This is a genomic window from Desertihabitans aurantiacus (assembly GCF_003344635.1).
GTDB classification, from domain to species: Bacteria; Actinomycetota; Actinomycetes; order Propionibacteriales; family Propionibacteriaceae; genus Desertihabitans; species Desertihabitans aurantiacus.
Genome location: NZ_QPKK01000067.1, coordinates 1 through 15,020 on the forward strand (window position 1 = coordinate 1; position 15,020 = coordinate 15,020).

Annotated in this window: 15 protein-coding genes; 10 read left to right on the forward strand and 5 right to left on the reverse strand. The window is 74.2% G+C overall.

Features of this window, described 5'->3' with window-relative positions; genetic code table 11:
• Nucleotides 1-652, reverse strand: a 652-nt coding sequence (locus DVA66_RS07630; RefSeq protein ID WP_114559538.1) for an RDD family protein, incomplete at its 3' end; no start/stop codon positions are given.
• A 55-nt stretch (nt 653-707) separates the two neighbouring features.
• Between DVA66_RS07630 and DVA66_RS07635 the strand changes: the two genes are divergently transcribed.
• Nucleotides 708-1,709: a stage II sporulation protein M gene (locus DVA66_RS07635; protein ID WP_114559539.1), complete on the forward strand. Its 1,002-nt coding sequence runs from the start codon at nt 708-710 to the stop codon at nt 1,707-1,709.
• On the opposite strand, the gene DVA66_RS07640 is transcribed toward DVA66_RS07635, so the two are convergent.
• Nucleotides 1,706-2,014, reverse strand: coding sequence for a helix-turn-helix domain-containing protein (locus DVA66_RS07640; RefSeq protein WP_114559540.1), 309 nt, complete (start codon nt 2,012-2,014; stop codon nt 1,706-1,708). The genes DVA66_RS07635 and DVA66_RS07640 overlap by 4 nt on opposite strands.
• Nucleotides 2,015-2,077: 63 nt before the next feature.
• Between DVA66_RS07640 and map (DVA66_RS07645) the strand changes: the two genes are divergently transcribed.
• Complete coding sequence (map, locus tag DVA66_RS07645) at nt 2,078-2,854, forward strand: type I methionyl aminopeptidase (protein ID WP_114559541.1); 777 nt, start codon at nt 2,078-2,080, stop codon at nt 2,852-2,854.
• Between the two features lie 6 nt (nt 2,855-2,860).
• Here map (DVA66_RS07645) and DVA66_RS07650 read toward each other — a convergent pair whose 3' ends face one another.
• Nucleotides 2,861-3,103, reverse strand: a complete 243-nt coding sequence (locus DVA66_RS07650) for a DUF3039 domain-containing protein (protein WP_408608898.1) — start codon at nt 3,101-3,103, stop codon at nt 2,861-2,863.
• 119 nt (nt 3,104-3,222) lie between these two features.
• Here DVA66_RS07650 and map (DVA66_RS07655) point away from each other — a divergent pair, with 119 nt between their 5' ends.
• Both map (DVA66_RS07655) and DVA66_RS07660 read left to right on the forward strand, forming a co-directional pair.
• Nucleotides 3,223-3,990 carry a type I methionyl aminopeptidase gene (gene map, locus DVA66_RS07655; RefSeq protein WP_114559543.1) on the forward strand — a complete coding sequence of 256 codons (768 nt, stop codon included), beginning with the start codon at nt 3,223-3,225 and terminating at the stop codon, nt 3,988-3,990.
• A gap of 76 nt (nt 3,991-4,066) precedes the next feature.
• Nucleotides 4,067-5,452: an MFS transporter gene (locus DVA66_RS07660; protein WP_157973894.1), complete on the forward strand. Its 1,386-nt coding sequence runs from the start codon at nt 4,067-4,069 to the stop codon at nt 5,450-5,452.
• Nucleotides 5,453-5,461: 9 nt separating this feature from the next.
• Here DVA66_RS07660 and DVA66_RS07665 read toward each other — a convergent pair whose 3' ends face one another.
• The gene (locus DVA66_RS07665; protein WP_114559545.1) at nt 5,462-6,508 is read right to left on the reverse strand and encodes a glycoside hydrolase family 172 protein; all 1,047 of its coding nucleotides are present in this window, start codon (nt 6,506-6,508) and stop codon (nt 5,462-5,464) included.
• A 132-nt stretch (nt 6,509-6,640) separates the two neighbouring features.
• On the opposite strand from DVA66_RS07665, the gene DVA66_RS07670 reads away from it, so the two are divergent.
• Nucleotides 6,641-7,495: a serine hydrolase gene (locus DVA66_RS07670; RefSeq protein ID WP_157973895.1), complete on the forward strand. Its 855-nt coding sequence runs from the start codon at nt 6,641-6,643 to the stop codon at nt 7,493-7,495.
• Here the strand turns inward: DVA66_RS07670 and DVA66_RS07675 are convergent.
• Nucleotides 7,470-8,828 carry a M20/M25/M40 family metallo-hydrolase gene (locus DVA66_RS07675; protein WP_114559550.1) on the reverse strand — a complete coding sequence of 453 codons (1,359 nt, stop codon included), beginning with the start codon at nt 8,826-8,828 and terminating at the stop codon, nt 7,470-7,472. The two genes, DVA66_RS07670 and DVA66_RS07675, sit on opposite strands and share 26 nt — an antisense overlap.
• A gap of 163 nt (nt 8,829-8,991) precedes the next feature.
• Between DVA66_RS07675 and DVA66_RS07680 the strand changes: the two genes are divergently transcribed.
• The 5 genes from DVA66_RS07680 to DVA66_RS07700 all read left to right on the forward strand — a co-directional run.
• Nucleotides 8,992-10,806 (forward strand): ABC transporter substrate-binding protein, encoded by a 1,815-nt coding sequence (locus tag DVA66_RS07680; protein WP_114559546.1) that lies wholly within the window; start codon nt 8,992-8,994, stop codon nt 10,804-10,806.
• Nucleotides 10,803-11,825 carry an ABC transporter permease gene (locus tag DVA66_RS07685; RefSeq protein ID WP_232821830.1) on the forward strand — a complete coding sequence of 341 codons (1,023 nt, stop codon included), beginning with the start codon at nt 10,803-10,805 and terminating at the stop codon, nt 11,823-11,825. The genes DVA66_RS07680 and DVA66_RS07685 overlap by 4 nt, the downstream gene beginning before the upstream one ends.
• Nucleotides 11,822-12,721, forward strand: a complete 900-nt coding sequence (locus tag DVA66_RS07690; protein ID WP_114559547.1) for an ABC transporter permease — start codon at nt 11,822-11,824, stop codon at nt 12,719-12,721. The genes DVA66_RS07685 and DVA66_RS07690 overlap by 4 nt, the downstream gene beginning before the upstream one ends.
• Entirely contained in the window at nt 12,721-14,436 is a 1,716-nt protein-coding gene (locus DVA66_RS07695; protein ID WP_114559548.1) for a dipeptide ABC transporter ATP-binding protein, read from the forward strand. Before DVA66_RS07690 ends, DVA66_RS07695 begins: the two co-directional genes overlap by 1 nt.
• Nucleotides 14,433-15,020: S66 peptidase family protein (locus DVA66_RS07700; RefSeq protein ID WP_198671571.1), on the forward strand; the 588-nt coding region annotated here is incomplete at its 3' end. The genes DVA66_RS07695 and DVA66_RS07700, both read left to right, overlap by 4 nt.

Here is a 15,020-nt window from a genome sequence, read left to right on the forward strand (position 1 = left end):
GCGGCGGGCTGAGCCGCGGGTAGACCTGGCGGGCCAGGTCGTCCAGCAGCGCCTGCCGCGGCGGCCGGCGCATCTCGGCGCTGCGGCGCACCACGGTGCGGGCGGCGGCGAGCAGGTCGTCGGGCAGCCCGCTGAGCTCCAGCCGGCGACGCCACCCCTCCAGGTCGGACGCCGGTTCGGGCGGCAGCGGCGGCTGGCGGGGGGAACGGACCCGGACGACCACCGTCCCGGCCAGCAGGTCGCCGACCCGCTTGCCCTGCGGGTGCGCCCCGGCCACCACCAGCCCCAGCAGGCCGAGGGTGAGCGGGGAGAAGTCGACCAGCCAGAACGCGAGCCACCGGGTCACCGCGTGCCGCAGCCGGACCACGCCGCCGTCGTCGCGGACCACCCGCAGCCCGGTCGCCCAGCGGCCGGGGGTGCGTCCGCGGCTCAGGGTCTCCACCGCCACCGGGACGACGAAGCAGATCAGCAGGTAGCCGGCGCTGCCCAGGGCGGCGGTCGCGGCGGGGGAGCCGTCGAGCTCCTCGGTGGCCCGGGCCCACAGCAGCGACAGCACGAGCAGGCAGGTCAGGTCGACCGCGGCGGAGACGGCGCGGGTCGGCACCCGGGCGGGACGCAGGTCCAGACGGACCGCCTCCCCGGTGTAGAGCACGCCGCGAGCCTAGTGCCGACCGGTGCCGAGCCGCCCGCCTCGTAGGGTGCGGTCTGTGGACATCGACTCCTTCGTCGCCGAGCGGGAGGGGCAGTGGGACCGGCTCGACCGGCTCACCACCCGGCGCCGGCTCACCGGGGAGCAGGTGGACGAGCTGGTCGACCTCACCGCCCGGGTCGGCACCCACCTGTCGGTGGTGCGGGCCAGCGCGCACGACCCGCTGCTGGAGGCCCGGCTGACCGGGCTGCTGGCGCGGGCGCGGGCGGTGCAGCACGGGTCGGGCCCGGTGCTGGCGGCCACCGTGGTCCGCTTCCTCACCGTCGCCTTCCCCGCCGCGGTCTACCGCAACCGCTGGCCGGCCCTCGGGGTGGCGGTGGCGATGCTCGCCGTCGGTGCGGTGCTGGCCGCCCGGGTGGCCGGCAACCCCGACCTGGCCGACGCGCTGCTGCCGCCGGACCTGCAGCGGGCCTACGTCGAGCACGACTTCGCCGCCTACTACAGCGAGAACCCGGCGCACGACTTCGCCTTCCAGGTCTGGCTCAACAACGCCCGGGTGACGGCGATCTGCCTGCTGCTGGGGGTGGCGCTGGCGCCGCTGCTGCTGGTGCTGTGGTCGAACACCGAGAGCCTCGGGGTGGCCGCCGGGTTCATGGTCGCCCACGACCGCGCGGACGTCTTCTTCGGCCTGATCCTGCCGCACGGGCTGCTGGAGCTGACCGCGATCTGGATCGCCGCCGCCGGTGGGCTGCGGGTGGCCTGGGCCTGGATCTCACCCGGCCCCCGCACCCGCGGCCGGGCCCTGGTGGCCGAAGGACGGGCGGCGGCGACCCTCGCGATGGGGCTGGTGCTGGTGCTCGCGGTCAGCGGCGGGCTGGAGGCCTTCCTCACCCCGAGCACGCTGCCGGTGTGGGCCCGGGTGCTCCTCGGCGCGCTGGTGTGGCTGGCGGTGCTGGGCTACTGCACCTGGTTCGGACGCAGGGCCGTGCGGGCCGGCGAGACCGGCGACCTGCTGCCCGCCGAGCGGGAGGCCGAGCAGCCGTTCGAGGCGGCCGTCTAGGCCGAGCGGTGCAGCGCCGCCGAGGACGCCTGCTCCCGGGGACGCCCGCCGGCTCCTGTCCCGGAGCGGCTCATCTCGGCCCACACCTCGTCCAGCGACAGCCCGAGCACGTCGGCGACGGCCGCGATGGTCGGGAAGGCCGGGGTGGCGACCCGTCCGGACTCGATCTTGCGCAGCGTCTCGGGAGAAACCCCGGCCTGCAGCGCCGTCTCGAGCACCGTGCGCGACCCGCGGGCGCGTCGGAGCAGGGCACCGAGACGTCGACCGCGTTCGATCTCGGCGGGGCTGAGCGGCAGACGGACCATGGCGCCAACTCTAATACCGGGATAATCTGACCGGGATAGTTATCCGACTGCCAGGAAGGCACCATGATCGAGATCCTCAGCCCCAGCCGGGTGGAGCGGGCCCGGCGCACCGGCGCCCTGGTCGGCGACATCCTGCAGACGCTGCGCCACCGCACCGAGGTCGGCACCAACCTGCTCACCCTCGACCGCTGGACGAAGGAGCTCATCGAGGAGGCCGGAGCGACCTCGTGCTACGTCGACTACGCGCCGTCGTTCGGCCGCGGGCCGTTCGGCCACCACCTGTGCACCGGGGTCAACGACGCGGTGCTGCACGGCCGGCCCCGCGACCAGGTGCTCGCCGACGGCGACCTGCTCAGCCTCGACCTGGCCGTCACCCTCGACGGGGTGGCGGCCGACGCCGCGATCAGCTTCGTCGTGGGCGAGGCCCGTCCGGCCGAGAGCGTGGCGCTGGTCGAGGTCACCGAGCGGGCGTTGGCCGCGGGGATCGCGGCGGCCCAGCCGGGTGCCCGGACCGGTGACATCTCCGCCGCCATCGGGGCCGTGCTCAGCGGGGCGGGCTACCCGGTCAACACCGAGTTCGGTGGGCACGGCATCGGCTCGACCATGCACCAGGACCCGCACGTGGCCAACACCGGACGTCCCGGGCGCGGCTACCCGCTGCGTCCGGGGCTGCTGCTGGCGCTGGAACCGTGGGTGATGGCCGACACCGACGAGCTGGTCACCGACGCCGACGGCTGGACGCTGCGCAGCGCCACCGGGTGCCGCACGGCGCACAGCGAGCACACCGTGGCCATCACCGAGGACGGCCCGGAGGTGCTCACCCTGCCCCGGGCGGCGTGAGCGGGCTCAGCCCTCGTCGCCGCCCGCGCCGCCGTCGCCGCCGTCGCGCAGCGACTCCCAGATCTCCTTGCACTCCGGGCAGACCGGGAACTTGTCGGGGTTGCGGCTGGGCACCCACACCTTGCCGCACAGCGCCACCACCGGCGTCCCCATCACCATCGCCTCGGTCAGGGGCGCCTTGGGGACGTAGTGGGAGAAGCGCTCGTGGTCGCCGTCGTCCAGCCGCTGGTCGGTGCGCTCGTCGAGGATCGTCTCCGCGCCGGGGCTGAGCTCCTGGGTCGTCTGCTGGCTCACTGGTCCCTCCCTGGAACGAGTCGGTCGCCGCTCCGCATCCCGCCACTGTAGTGCGCCGGCACTAGGTTGGGCCCATGGTCGAGCTGCACAGCGCCCGGACGGTGGAGCGGATGCGTCCGGCGGGTGCGTTCGTCGCCGAGGTGCTGGCCGAGCTGCGCGAGGGCGTCCGGGCGGGGACGAACCTGCTCGAGATCGACGAGCTGGTGCGGCGGCGGGTGGAGGCCCGCGGCGCGGAGAGCTGCTACGTCGACTACCACCCGTCCTTCGGCGCCTCGCCGTTCGGGCACTACATCTGCACCTCGGTCAACGACGCCGCCCTGCACGGGCTGCCGCACGACTACACCTTGGTCGACGGCGACCTGCTCACCCTCGACCTGGCGGTGGCGGTGGACGGCTGGGTGGCCGACTCGGCGGTGACCTTCGGCATCGGCGGCACCAGTCCCGAGGACGCGCGGCTGGTCCGGGCGACGGAGGAGGCGCTGGAGGCCGCGATCGCCACCGCCCGTCCGGGACGCCGGATGGGTGACGTGTCGGCGGCCGTGGCCGCGGTGGCCGCCCGGTTCGGCTACCCGGTGAACGGGCAGTTCGGCGGGCACGGGGTGGGACGCACCATGCACCAGGAGCCGCACGTGCCCAACGTCGGCGAGCCGGGCACCGGGATGACGCTGCGGCCGGGGCTGGTGATCGCGATCGAGCCCTGGTTCATGTCCGGCACCGACGAGCTGGTCGTCGATCCCGACGGCTGGACCCTGCGCAGCGTCGACGGCAGCCGCTCGGCCCACTCCGAGCACACCGTCGCCGTCACCCGGCGTGAGCCGCTGGTGCTCACCCGCCCCGTGTGAGCGCCCGGTTGACCTCCAGTGCGCTGGAGGTGCTGCGATGGGCCCCGCACCGCACGAACCCCCGAACGGATCCCGCATGACCGACCAGCTCACCCGCCCCGCCCGGGACCGCCGCGCCCTCGGCGTCGGGCTCTGCATCGGCGTGGTCGCGATCGCCTTCGAGTCCGTCTCGGTGGCCACCGCCATGCCGCGGGCCGCGGAGGACCTGCAGGGCGTGCGCTACTACGCCTGGACGTTCTCCCTCTTCGTCATCGGCATGCTGCTGGCCACCGTGGTCGCCGGACGGCTGGCCGACCGGGTCGGGCCGCTGCGTCCGCTGGCCGGCGGCATGGTGGTCTTCGCGATCGGGCTGGTGGTGGCCGGAGCCGCGCCGACCTTCGTCCAGCTCGCCGGCGGCCGGCTCGTGCAGGGGCTCGGCGCCGGAGCGCTCAACCTCGGGCTGTTCGTCGTCATCGCCCGCGCCTACGACGAGCGGGGCCGGGCCCGGATGATGACCTGGATCTCCTCGGCCTGGGTGGTGCCGGCCTTCGTCGGCCCGCCGGTGGCGGCGTGGGTGACCACCACGCTGAGCTGGCACTGGGTGTTCTTCGGGGTGCTGCCGCTGGTGGTGCTGGCGGCCGTGCTCGGGTTGCCGACCCTGCTCCGCCTGCAGGCCAGCGGCGTCCTCGACGGCGACCCGGACGCGCGTCCGGTGCCGCTGTGGGCCGCCGGGGTGGTGGCGCTGGCCGCGGCGGCGGTGCAGCTGGCCGGGCAGCGGGCGGCCGACGGCGACCGCGACTGGATCACCGTGGCGGTCGCGTTGGCGGGTCTGGTCGGTCTCGTGCTGGCCCTGCCGGCGCTGATGCCGGCCGGCTTCTGGCGCTTCCGTGCCGGGCTGCCGACGGTGGTCTGGGCCCGGCTGCTGGTGGCGGGCTCCTTCTTCGGCGCCGAGGCGTTCGTGCCGCTGATGCTGGTGCGCACCCGCGAGCTCGACCTGGTGCTCGCCGGGGCGGCGCTGACGGTGGGTGCGGTGGGCTGGTTCACCGGCTCCTGGCTGCAGTCGCGCTCCTGGGTGCGGCTGGCCCGCCACCAGCTCATCACCACCGGCGCGCTGTGCGTGGTGACCGGTCTCGGTGTCACCGCGCTGGTCGGCGCCCGCACCGAGCTCTGGTTCGGGCTGGTCGGGCCGGCCTGGGTGGTGGTCGGGCTCGGCATGGGGCTGATGATGTCGAGCACCTCGGTGGCGATGATGACCCTCAGCCCGGTCGTCGAGCAGGGCCGCAACTCCTCGTCCCTGCAGGTGGGGGAGGCGGTCGGCAACGCCGTGCTGGCCGGCACGGCCGGCACCGTCTTCGCGCTGCTGCTGGCCCCTGGCGCCGAGCCGACCGCCTTCGGGGCGGTCTTCACGGTCATGACGGTGGCCGCCGGCGTGGGCGCCGTGCTGTCGCTGCGGATCGGACGGATCCGACCGCCCGCGTCCTGACGCGCCTGCTCAGACCGCCAGCTCGTCCACGGAGGGCAGCTCGGGGCGGGTGGTCGTGGGCACGTCGAGGTAGCACAGCGCCAGCGAGGCGATGTCGTCGCGCAGCGGCAGGTAGCGGTGGCCCGACTGCCAGCCCAGCGCCTGGATGTCGACCCGCAGGTCGGTCTCGAAGGTGATCGGGTCGGGCACGTGCCAGCGGTACATCCCGAACCGCTGCTGGCTGTCGTAGAGCCCGTCGGGACGAATCACCTGCGGCATCCCGAGGAAGGGGGTGCTGAACTCGGTGTAGCCGCGGCCGGGGACGTCGAAGTTCCAGGCGCCGCCGAAGTAGTCCTCGGTGCCGGTGCTGGCGATGGTCGGGTCGGTGTCGCCATCCAGGTGGAACTTCACCTCGCCCTCGCCCCACCAGCCGTTGGAGTTGACGCCCCAGGCCAGGTAGGTGCCCACGTAGTGCCCGCGACCGGTGACCTCCAGGATCGGGTGGGTGGTCAGCTCGGGCAGCGGGTTGCTGCGCCGGAACTGGGCGTGCAGGTAGCCGGTGCCCTCGACGTCGCCGCCGACCTCGTAGTCGAGCTGGTAGTAGACGACCGCCGGCTCGGTGCCGATGTTCTCCAGCGTCAGCCGCGCCGAGCCGGCGAAGGGCATCGGCCAGTAGGAGTTGAACCCGCCGTGCGGGTTGGTCGCCACCATCTGCGAGGACACCTGGGCGAAGCGGCCCCAGCCCTGGGCGAAGAAGTCGCCCACCGGGGTCTCCACCGCCGGCTCGTCGGCGCCGTCCCAGTACGCGCGCAGCACCAGCGAGCGCCAGTGGCGGGTGTGGGTGGTCATCCAGATGTGGGTGATCCGGCCCGGCTCGTCGATGCGGCCCAGCTCGTGCGTCTGCCCGGCCGCGATCTCGACCGACGGTGACACCTTCCAACCCCGGCCCAGCTCGCGGGCGGCATGGGCGCCGGTGCCATCGGTGGCGCGGGCGGCACCGCCCTTGGCGCCGTCGGGGTTCTCGGGGCAGATCGAGCGGGACCGGGTGCGGCGCAGCCGCGCGACGTCGGGGAACACTCCAGCTCCTTCGGGGTGACGGCCCGGTGCCGCGGTCGGCCCCGGTGCCGACCCCAGCAGACCAGACCCCGGACGACACCGCCAGCACCCGGGCCGCCTGCGGACGTCGGCCGGACCTGCCAGGCTGGGCCGGTGACCACCGGAATGCTGCCACCGCTGCCCGAGGACGTCCGCTGGTCGGTGTGCCTGCGCGAGGCGGCGACCTCCCGGGTGCTCGCCGCGCACGCGCCGGAGCAGGTGCTGCGCACCGCGAGCGTCGGCAAGGTGTTCCTGCTGCTCGAGGTGGCCCGCCGGCTCGAGACCGGCGAGCTCGACCCGGACGAACCGCTCAGCCCGACGCCGGAGCAGACCGTCGCCGACTCCGGGCTGTGGTACCTGATGCGCACCGGCACCCTCGGCGTGGTCGACCTGTGCTGGCTGGTCGGCGGGTTCAGCGACAACCTCGCCACCAACGTGCTGCTCCGCCGGGTCGGACTGGACGCCGTCACCGCGCTCACCCGCTCGCTGGGCGTGCACCGCAGCGCCCTGCTCGACCGGGTGCGCGAGGACCGCGGCCCGCAGCACCCGCCGACGCTGTCGGTGGGGTGTGCCGAGGAGCTCTCGGAGGTGCTCGCCCGGCTGCACCGCGGTGAGCTCGTCTCCTCTGCGGTCAGCGCCCGGGTGCGCGGCTGGCTGGCGGCCAACGCCGACCTGTCGATGGTGGCCTCGGCCTTCGGGCTGGACCCGCTCGCCCACGGCGAACCCGACCGCGGGGTCCTGCTGCTCAACAAGACCGGCACCATCTCCACGGTCCGGGTCGACGTCGGCGTCGCCGCCGGCCCCAGCGGTGCGGTCGCCTGGGCGGTGCAGGCCGACTGGCAGGACGCCACCCGCGACCCGCGCGGGGAGGTGCTGGCGGTGATGGCCGAGATCGGACGCCGGGTGGCCGACCTGGTCGGCGTCCCGGCCGTGCCCGCCGGGCTCAGACCCGCTCGAGGAAGCGGGTGAGCACCCGCGTCCCGCCGACCAGGGAGGCCACCGGCACCCGCTCGTCCACCCCGTGCACCCCGCCGGGGATGCGTCCTGCGGGGTCGAGGGTGAGCGGGGAGAAGCCGTAGCAGGCGATGCCGAGGCTGCTGAACGCCTTGGCGTCGGTGCCACCGCCCAGGCAGCCGGGCACGACCACCGTGCCGGGGGTCTCCGCGGTGACGGCCTCGACCATGGCCGCGAACCAGGGCCCGTCCAGCGGGGCCTGAACCGGCGGCTCGAAGACGGTGTGCTCGAGCTCGACCCGGTCGCCGACCAGCTCGGGCAGCCGCGCGACCACCTGGTCGAGGTAGCCCGGCGGGCAGCGCACGTCCACCTCGGCGCTGGCCGTGCCCGGGATGACGTTGACCTTGTAGCCGGCCTGCAGCATCGTCGGGGTGGTGGCGGCCCGGACGGTGTAGCGGGCGGCGTCGACGGCCGGCCCGAGCAGCTCCAGCGCCCGCTCCACGTCGGCGTCGTCGTCCAGGTCGACCGGGTGCCCGAGCGCGTCGGCGGTGCCGGCCAGCTGGGCCCGCACCAGCGGGGAGAGGTGGATCGGCCACTGGTGGTGCCCGATCCGGTGCAGGGCGTCGACGAGGGCGAGCACCGGGTTGTCCTCGTGCGGGCGCGAGCCGTGCCCCGACGTCCCGCGGGCGGTCAGCCGGACGTGCAGGGTGCCCCGCTCCCCGGCGGCCACCCGGGCCAGCCGCACCCGGTGCCCGTCGCGGTGCGGCCACTCCTCGACCCTCCCACCGGACTCACCGATCGCGGCCTCCACGCCGGCGAAGAGACCGGCGTGCTGCTCCACCAGCCAGCGGGCCCCGAAGCGGCCGTCGGTCTCCTCGTCGGCGACGAAGGCCACCACCACGTCGCGGCGGGGACGCCGGCCGCTGCGGCCCCAGTCCAGCAGCACCGCCAGGGTGGCCGCGGCCATGTCCTTCATGTCGGCCGCACCCCGGCCCCACACGTAGCCGTCGGCGACGCTGCCGGCGAAGGGCGGCACACTCCACTGCTCGGGCTCGGCGGGCACCACGTCGAGGTGGGCGTGCACCAGCAGGGCGGGCAGCGTGCGGTCCTCGCCGGGTACCCGCAGCACGACGCTGGCCCGCTCCGGCGCGTCCTCGGGGGCGAGCAGCAGCGGCTCGAAGCCGACCTCCTGCAGCCGACCGACCAGCCAGCGGGCGCAGTCCAGCTCGCCCTCGGCGTCACCGGGGGAGCGGTTGGTGGTGTCGAAGGCGATCAGCCGGCGGAGCAGCCCGACCACCTCCGGCTCGGCGGAGGGGTCGGGGACGCGCGGGAGCGATGCGGAACACATGTCGCGGGCCACTGTGCTGCAGAACCGCTCCGTTGGCGAGAGGCGGCGCCTCGCGGCGAGACGAATGTCAAGGTTGGGTTACGTATCCCGCCGCGACCATTGACACGTCCGGACCGGGCTGCTTGGTTCGTGCCGTCCGGGAACCCCGACGGAACGAGGAGAGATGGTCAGCTCGATGGTGCGTCGCGTCCGCGGCGCGATGGGTGTGCTGGTGGCCGCCGTGCTGGCGTTCGGGATGCTGGTGGCGCCGGCCCCGGCCTCCGCCGAGCCGGCCGCCGCCCCGCGGATCAAGGTGGCGCTGACCAGCGACATCGACACCTTCAACCCGTTCCTGGCCATCCTCGCCTCGAGCACCGACATCCTGCGCTTCCAGTACGAGCCGCTGGTGGTGTGGGGACCCGACAACGAGGTCGCGCCCGGCCTGGCCGAGAGCTGGGAGTCCTCGGAGGACGCCCGCACCTGGACCTTCACCATCCCGGAGGGACGGCTGTGGTCCGACGGGCAGCCGCTGACGTCGGACGACGTGGCCTGGACCTTCCAGCAGGTGATCGACGACGACGCCCTGCAGCAGGCCAACGGCGGTCTGGTGGAGAACGTCGAGAGCGTCACCGCCCCGGACCCGCAGACCGTGCAGATCCAGCTCACCGCCCCGCAGGCGTCCAACCCCGGCGCCGAGCTGCCGATCGTCCCGCGCCACGTCTGGGAGGGCGTCGACGCCGCCACCTACGCCAACGACACCGACACGGTCGGCTCGGGACCGTTCGTCATCGAGTCCGCCACCACCGGGCAGTCGGTGGAGATGGCGGCCAACCCGCACTTCTGGCGCGGGGCGCCGAAGGTGTCGGGCCTCACCTGGGTGGTCTACCGCAACAGCGACGCCGCGGTGCAGGGGCTGCGGGCCGGTGAGATCGACATCCTCAACGGCCTCACCCCGGCGCAGTTCCAGTCCCTGGAGGGCCAGCCGGGCATCACCACCAACTCCGGCGCGGGACGGCGCTACCAGTCGATCGCCATCAACCCCGGCGCCATCGACGCCGAGGGCAACCCGATGGGCGACGGCAACCCCGCCCTGCGCGACCCGGTGCTGCGCGAGGCGATCTTCACCGCCATCGACCGCCAGGCGCTGCTCGACACCGTCCGCCAGGGCCTCGGCGTGCCCGGGCAGACCGAGGTGCCCAGCGTCTACGCCGACTACTTCGGCTTCGCCCCCGGCTACCAGGCCTGGCCCTTCGACCCGGCCGCGGCCAACCAGATGCTCGACGAGGCCGGCTACGAGCGGGGCCCGGACGGCATCCGGCTCGACCAGGACGGCGAACCGCTGCGGCTGCGGCTGATGGGGCGCAACACCGACGCCTCCCACCAGCAGATGGCCGACTTCGTCGGGCCGTGGCTGGCCGACATCGGCATCGCCACCGACGTGATGATGGTGCAGCCGAACCAGGTCAACGACGACTCCACCCTCGGCAACTACGACCTGTACTTCACCGGCTGGGGGATCGGGCCCGACCCCGACTTCCAGCTCTCGATCAACACCTGCGCCTCCCGGCCCAACGCCGACGGCTCGGGGGCGACGAGTGAGAACAACTGGTGCAGCCCGGAGTTCGACGAGCTCTACGCCGCCCAGCACGCCGAGCTCGACCCGGGGCGCCGCGCCGAGCTGGTCAAGGAGGCCTTCTCGGTGCTGTACGAGGCGGCGGTCAACATGCCGATCTACTACGCCGACACGCTGGAGGCCTACCGCAGCGACCGGTTCACCGGGTTCGTCACCCAGCCCACCGAGGGTGGGGTCATCCTCAGCCAGAACGCCTACTGGGGCCTGTACGGCGCCGAGCCGGTGGTGGCCGAGCAGGCCGGCGGTGAGGGCGATGGCGGTCTGCCGGCCGCTGCCTGGGTGGCCATCGTGGTGGCCGTGGTGGCCGGGGCCGTGGGCGTGCTGATCGCGATCCGGCGCCGCGGCGGCGCCGACGACCGCGAGTGACGCTCGCGGAGTCGACGCCGGCGCTGGAGGAGGAGCAGCCCCGCGGCTCGACCCTGGGCCGCTACCTGGCCTGGAAGGGCGGCGGGGCCGCGATCAGCCTGGTGATGGTGGTGGTGCTCGGGTTCTTCGCCTTCCGGGTGCTGCCCGGTGACCCGGCGATCAACCTCACCCGCGGCCGGCGGGTCAGTGCCGCGGAGGTGGAGCGGCTGCGCGAGGAGCTGGGGCTGAACGACCCGCTGCCGCTGCAGTTCGTCTCCTACCTCGGCGACCTGCTGCGCGGCGACCTGGGCGTCTCCTACGTCTACAACCGCAGCGTCGGCGCGCTGATCCTCGAGGGGCTCGGCCCGACCGTCCTGCTCACCGGGTCGGCGGCGCTGATCTCGATCGTGCTCGGGCTGTGGCTGGGGCAGAAGGCGGGCTGGGCGCGGGGCAGCGTGTTCGACAAGTCGCAGACCGGGCTGGCGCTGGTGTTCTGGTCGGTGCCGACCTTCTGGCTCGGGCTGATCCTGCTGCTGGTGTTCAGCGGCGGGTTCGGCTGGTTCCCCAGCGGCGGCATGGTCACCGCCGGCACCGACCTGCGCGGGCTGGCGCTGGTGCTCGACGTGGCCCACCACCTGGTGCTGCCGGTGCTCACCATGGTGGCGGTGGTCTACGCCCAGTACCTGATGGTGATGCGGGCCTCGGTGCTGGAGGAGATGACCTCGGACTACCTGACCACCGCACGGGCCAAGGGTCTGCGCGAGGACCTGGTGCGCACCCGGCACGCGGTGCCCAACGCCCTGCTGCCCACGGTGACGTTGATCTTCCTCACCATCGGCGGGCTGGTCGGTGGCGCGGTCACCGTGGAGACGGTCTTCTCCTGGCCAGGGCTGGGCTACCTCACCTTCCAGGGCCTCAGCGCCCCCGACCTGCCGCTGCTGCAGGGCACCTTCGTGGTCTTCTCCTCGATCGTCATCGTCATGAACTTCGTCGCCGAGCTGGTCTACCGGGTGCTCGACCCGCGGCTGAGGTCGTCGTGACGGCCCCCGCCTCCCCGGTCTCGGTGGTCCGGGCCCGTCGACGGGCCCGCGCGGCCGGGCTGTGGCGCGAGTTCGTGGCCACCCGCTCCGGGCTGATCGGGCTGCTGGTGCTGGCGGTCGTCATCGTGCTGGCGCTGCTGGCCCCGCTGCTGGTGCCGATCGAGACCCTCGACGTCACCCGGGTCACCGCCGGGATCAACGAACCGCCGAGCGCGGCCCACCCGCTGGGCACCGACCCCTCGGGCCGCGACGTGCTCGGCATGCTGCTGTGGGGAGCCCGGGTCTCGCTGCTCGTCGGCTTCTCCGCGACCGCGGTCTCGATGCTCATCGGCACCGCGGTCGGGATGGCGGCCGGGCACTTCTCCGGCCTCACCCAGGCCGTGATCATGCGGGTGATCGACTTCTTCCTGGTGGTGCCGAGCCTGGTGCTGGCGATCGTGCTGTCGGCGGTGCTGTCGCGGGGGCTGTGGACCATCGTCATCGCGATCGGCGTCACCAGCTGGGCCGCCACCGCCCGGGTGGTGCGCTCCCAGACGCTGACCATCGAGGCCCGGCCCTACATCGAGCGGGCCCGGGCGCTGGGCGGCGGCCACCTGCACGTGCTGGGTCGTCACGTGCTGCCCGCGGTGATGCCGCTGGTGCTGGCCAACACCACCCTGACCGTCGGCTCGGCGGTGATCGCGGAGTCGACGCTGTCCTTCCTCGGGCTGGGCGACGCCACCCAGTTCTCCTGGGGCTCGATGCTCAAGCGGGCCCTCGACACGGGTGCCGCGACGGCCGGGTTCTGGTGGTTCGTGCTGCCGCCGGGGCTCGCGATCGTGCTCGTGGTGCTGTGCTTCACGCTGGTCGGCCGGGCCCTGGAGGCCGTGCTCAACCCGACGCTGAGGGGACGCTGATGGCGCAGACGGCGGCACCCGCGCTGGAGTGGCGCGGGGTGACGATCGGCTACCGGCGTCCCGGTGAGCCCGAGCTGGTGGCCGTGGACGACGTCAGCCTGCGGGTCGGCCGGGGGGAGACCCTCGGGCTGGCGGGGGAGTCCGGCTGCGGCAAGTCCACCCTGGCGATGTCGGTGCTCCGGCTGCTGCCGCGTTCCTCCCGGCTGGACGGCGAGGTGCTGGTGCACGGCGAGGACGTCGCCGCGATGTCGTGGGGCCGGCTGCGGACGGTCCGCTGGACCGAGGCGGCGATCGTCTTCCAGGGGGCGATGCACTCGCTCAACCCGGTGCGCACGGTGCGCTGGCAGATCCTGGAGGCGCTGGAGCTGCACGCCGACCGCGGCGGCAGCGCGCAGAGCCGGCAGGCGCGGGTGGCCGAGCTGCTCGGCATGGTCGACCTGCCGGTGGCCCGCGCCGACGCCTACCCCCACGAGCTGTCCGGTGGGCAGAAGCAGCGGGTGATGATCGCGATGGCGCTGGCCTGCGACCCCGACGTCATCATCGCCGACGAGCCGACCACCGCCCTCGACGTGGTGGTCCAGGCCCAGGTGCTGGACGTCCTCAGCACACTGGTGCGCGAGCGCGGGCTGACGCTGGTGATGATCAGCCACGACCTGTCGGTGCTGGCCGCGGTCTGCGAGCGGATCGTGGTGATGCGCCACGGGAAGATCGTCGAGCAGGGCCCCTCGGACCGGATCCTGACCGCCCCCGAGCACGAGCACACCCGCGAGCTGGCCGCCGCCTTCCCCGTCATCGGCGACCCGGCCTCCCGGCGGGTGGTCGGCCGCGTCGCCAGCCGCGACGCCCTCGACGCCCAGCGCACCGAGCCCACCCCCCAGCGCCCTGAGCCCACCGCTCAGCGCCCTGAGCCCGTCGAAGGGCGATCACCCGACCCCGCCGACCCACCCCTGCTCGAGGTCCGCGACCTGGTGGTCGACTTCCGCTCCCGCGGCCGCGCGGTGCGGGCGGTCGACTCGGTCTCGCTGCAGTGCCGCCGCGGCGAGATCGTCGCGCTGGTCGGGCAGTCCGGGTCGGGCAAGACCACCCTGGCCCGCAGCGTGCTCGGGCTGCAGCGCCCCACCTCAGGGACGGTGCTGCACCGCGGCGAGCCGCTACCGACCGACCGAGCCGGGCTCAAGGCCTACCGCCGGGCCGTGCAGTTCGTGCTGCAGGACCCCTCGGCCTCGCTCAACCCCAAGCACACCGTCTACCAGGCGGTGGCCGAGGGGGTGCAGATCCACCGGCTGCCCGGGGACGAGGCCGAGCACGTGGCCGAGGCGCTGCGGCGGGCCGAGCTGAACCCGCCGGAAACCTTCTTCGGCCGGCTGCCCCAGGAGCTCTCCGGCGGGCAGCGGCAGCGGGTGGTGATCGCCGGCGCGCTGGCCCTGCAGCCGACCTTCCTGGTGGCCGACGAGCCGGTGGCCAGCCTGGACGCCTCGGTGCGCGGTGAGGTGCTGGCCCTGCTGCTGGAGCTGCAGCGCGACCTCGACCTCGGCGCGCTGGTGATCACCCACGACCTGGGGCTGGCCTGGAACATCGCCGACCGGGTGGTGGTGATGCACCAGGGCCGGCTGGTCGAGGAGGGCTCGGTCGAGCAGGTGCTGCTCGACCCCCAGCACGCCTACACCCAGAGCCTGCTGCGGGTGGTGCCGTCCCGGCTGGGCAGCCGGCGGTGAACGCGCGCGTGCTGGCTCCGCTGCGTCCGGGGTCGCGGGTGGCGCTGGTCGCCCCGTCCGGCCCGCTGGAGCCCGGACGTCTGGAGCGTGCGGTCGGGCTGCTGCGCGGCTGGGGACTGGATCCGGTGCCGTTCCCCAGCACCACCGCGGCCCACCCGCGGGCGTCCTACCTGGCCGGCAGCGACGAGCAGCGCGCCGCCGACCTGCAGCAGGCCTGGTGCGACCCCGGCCACGCCGCCGTGTTCTGCGTGCGCGGCGGCTACGGCGCGGTCCGCGTCCTCGACCGGCTCGACGTCGACGCCATGCGGGCGGCCGAGCCGAAACCGCTGTTCGGCAGCTCCGACATCACCGCCCTGCACGAGTGGTTCGCCGAGCGGCTCGGCGTGCCGACCTGGTTCTCGCCGATGGTCGCCACCGGCGCCCTGCTCGACGACGAGGCGGCCACCGCCGACCTGCGCCGGGCGGTGCTCGGCCCCGCCGGCCCGCGCACCTGGACGTCCCCGGCCGCGGCGACGCTGGTGCCCGGGGTGGCCGAGGGCCGGCTGGTCGGCGGCAACCTCAGCCTGCTCGCGATGACGCTGGGC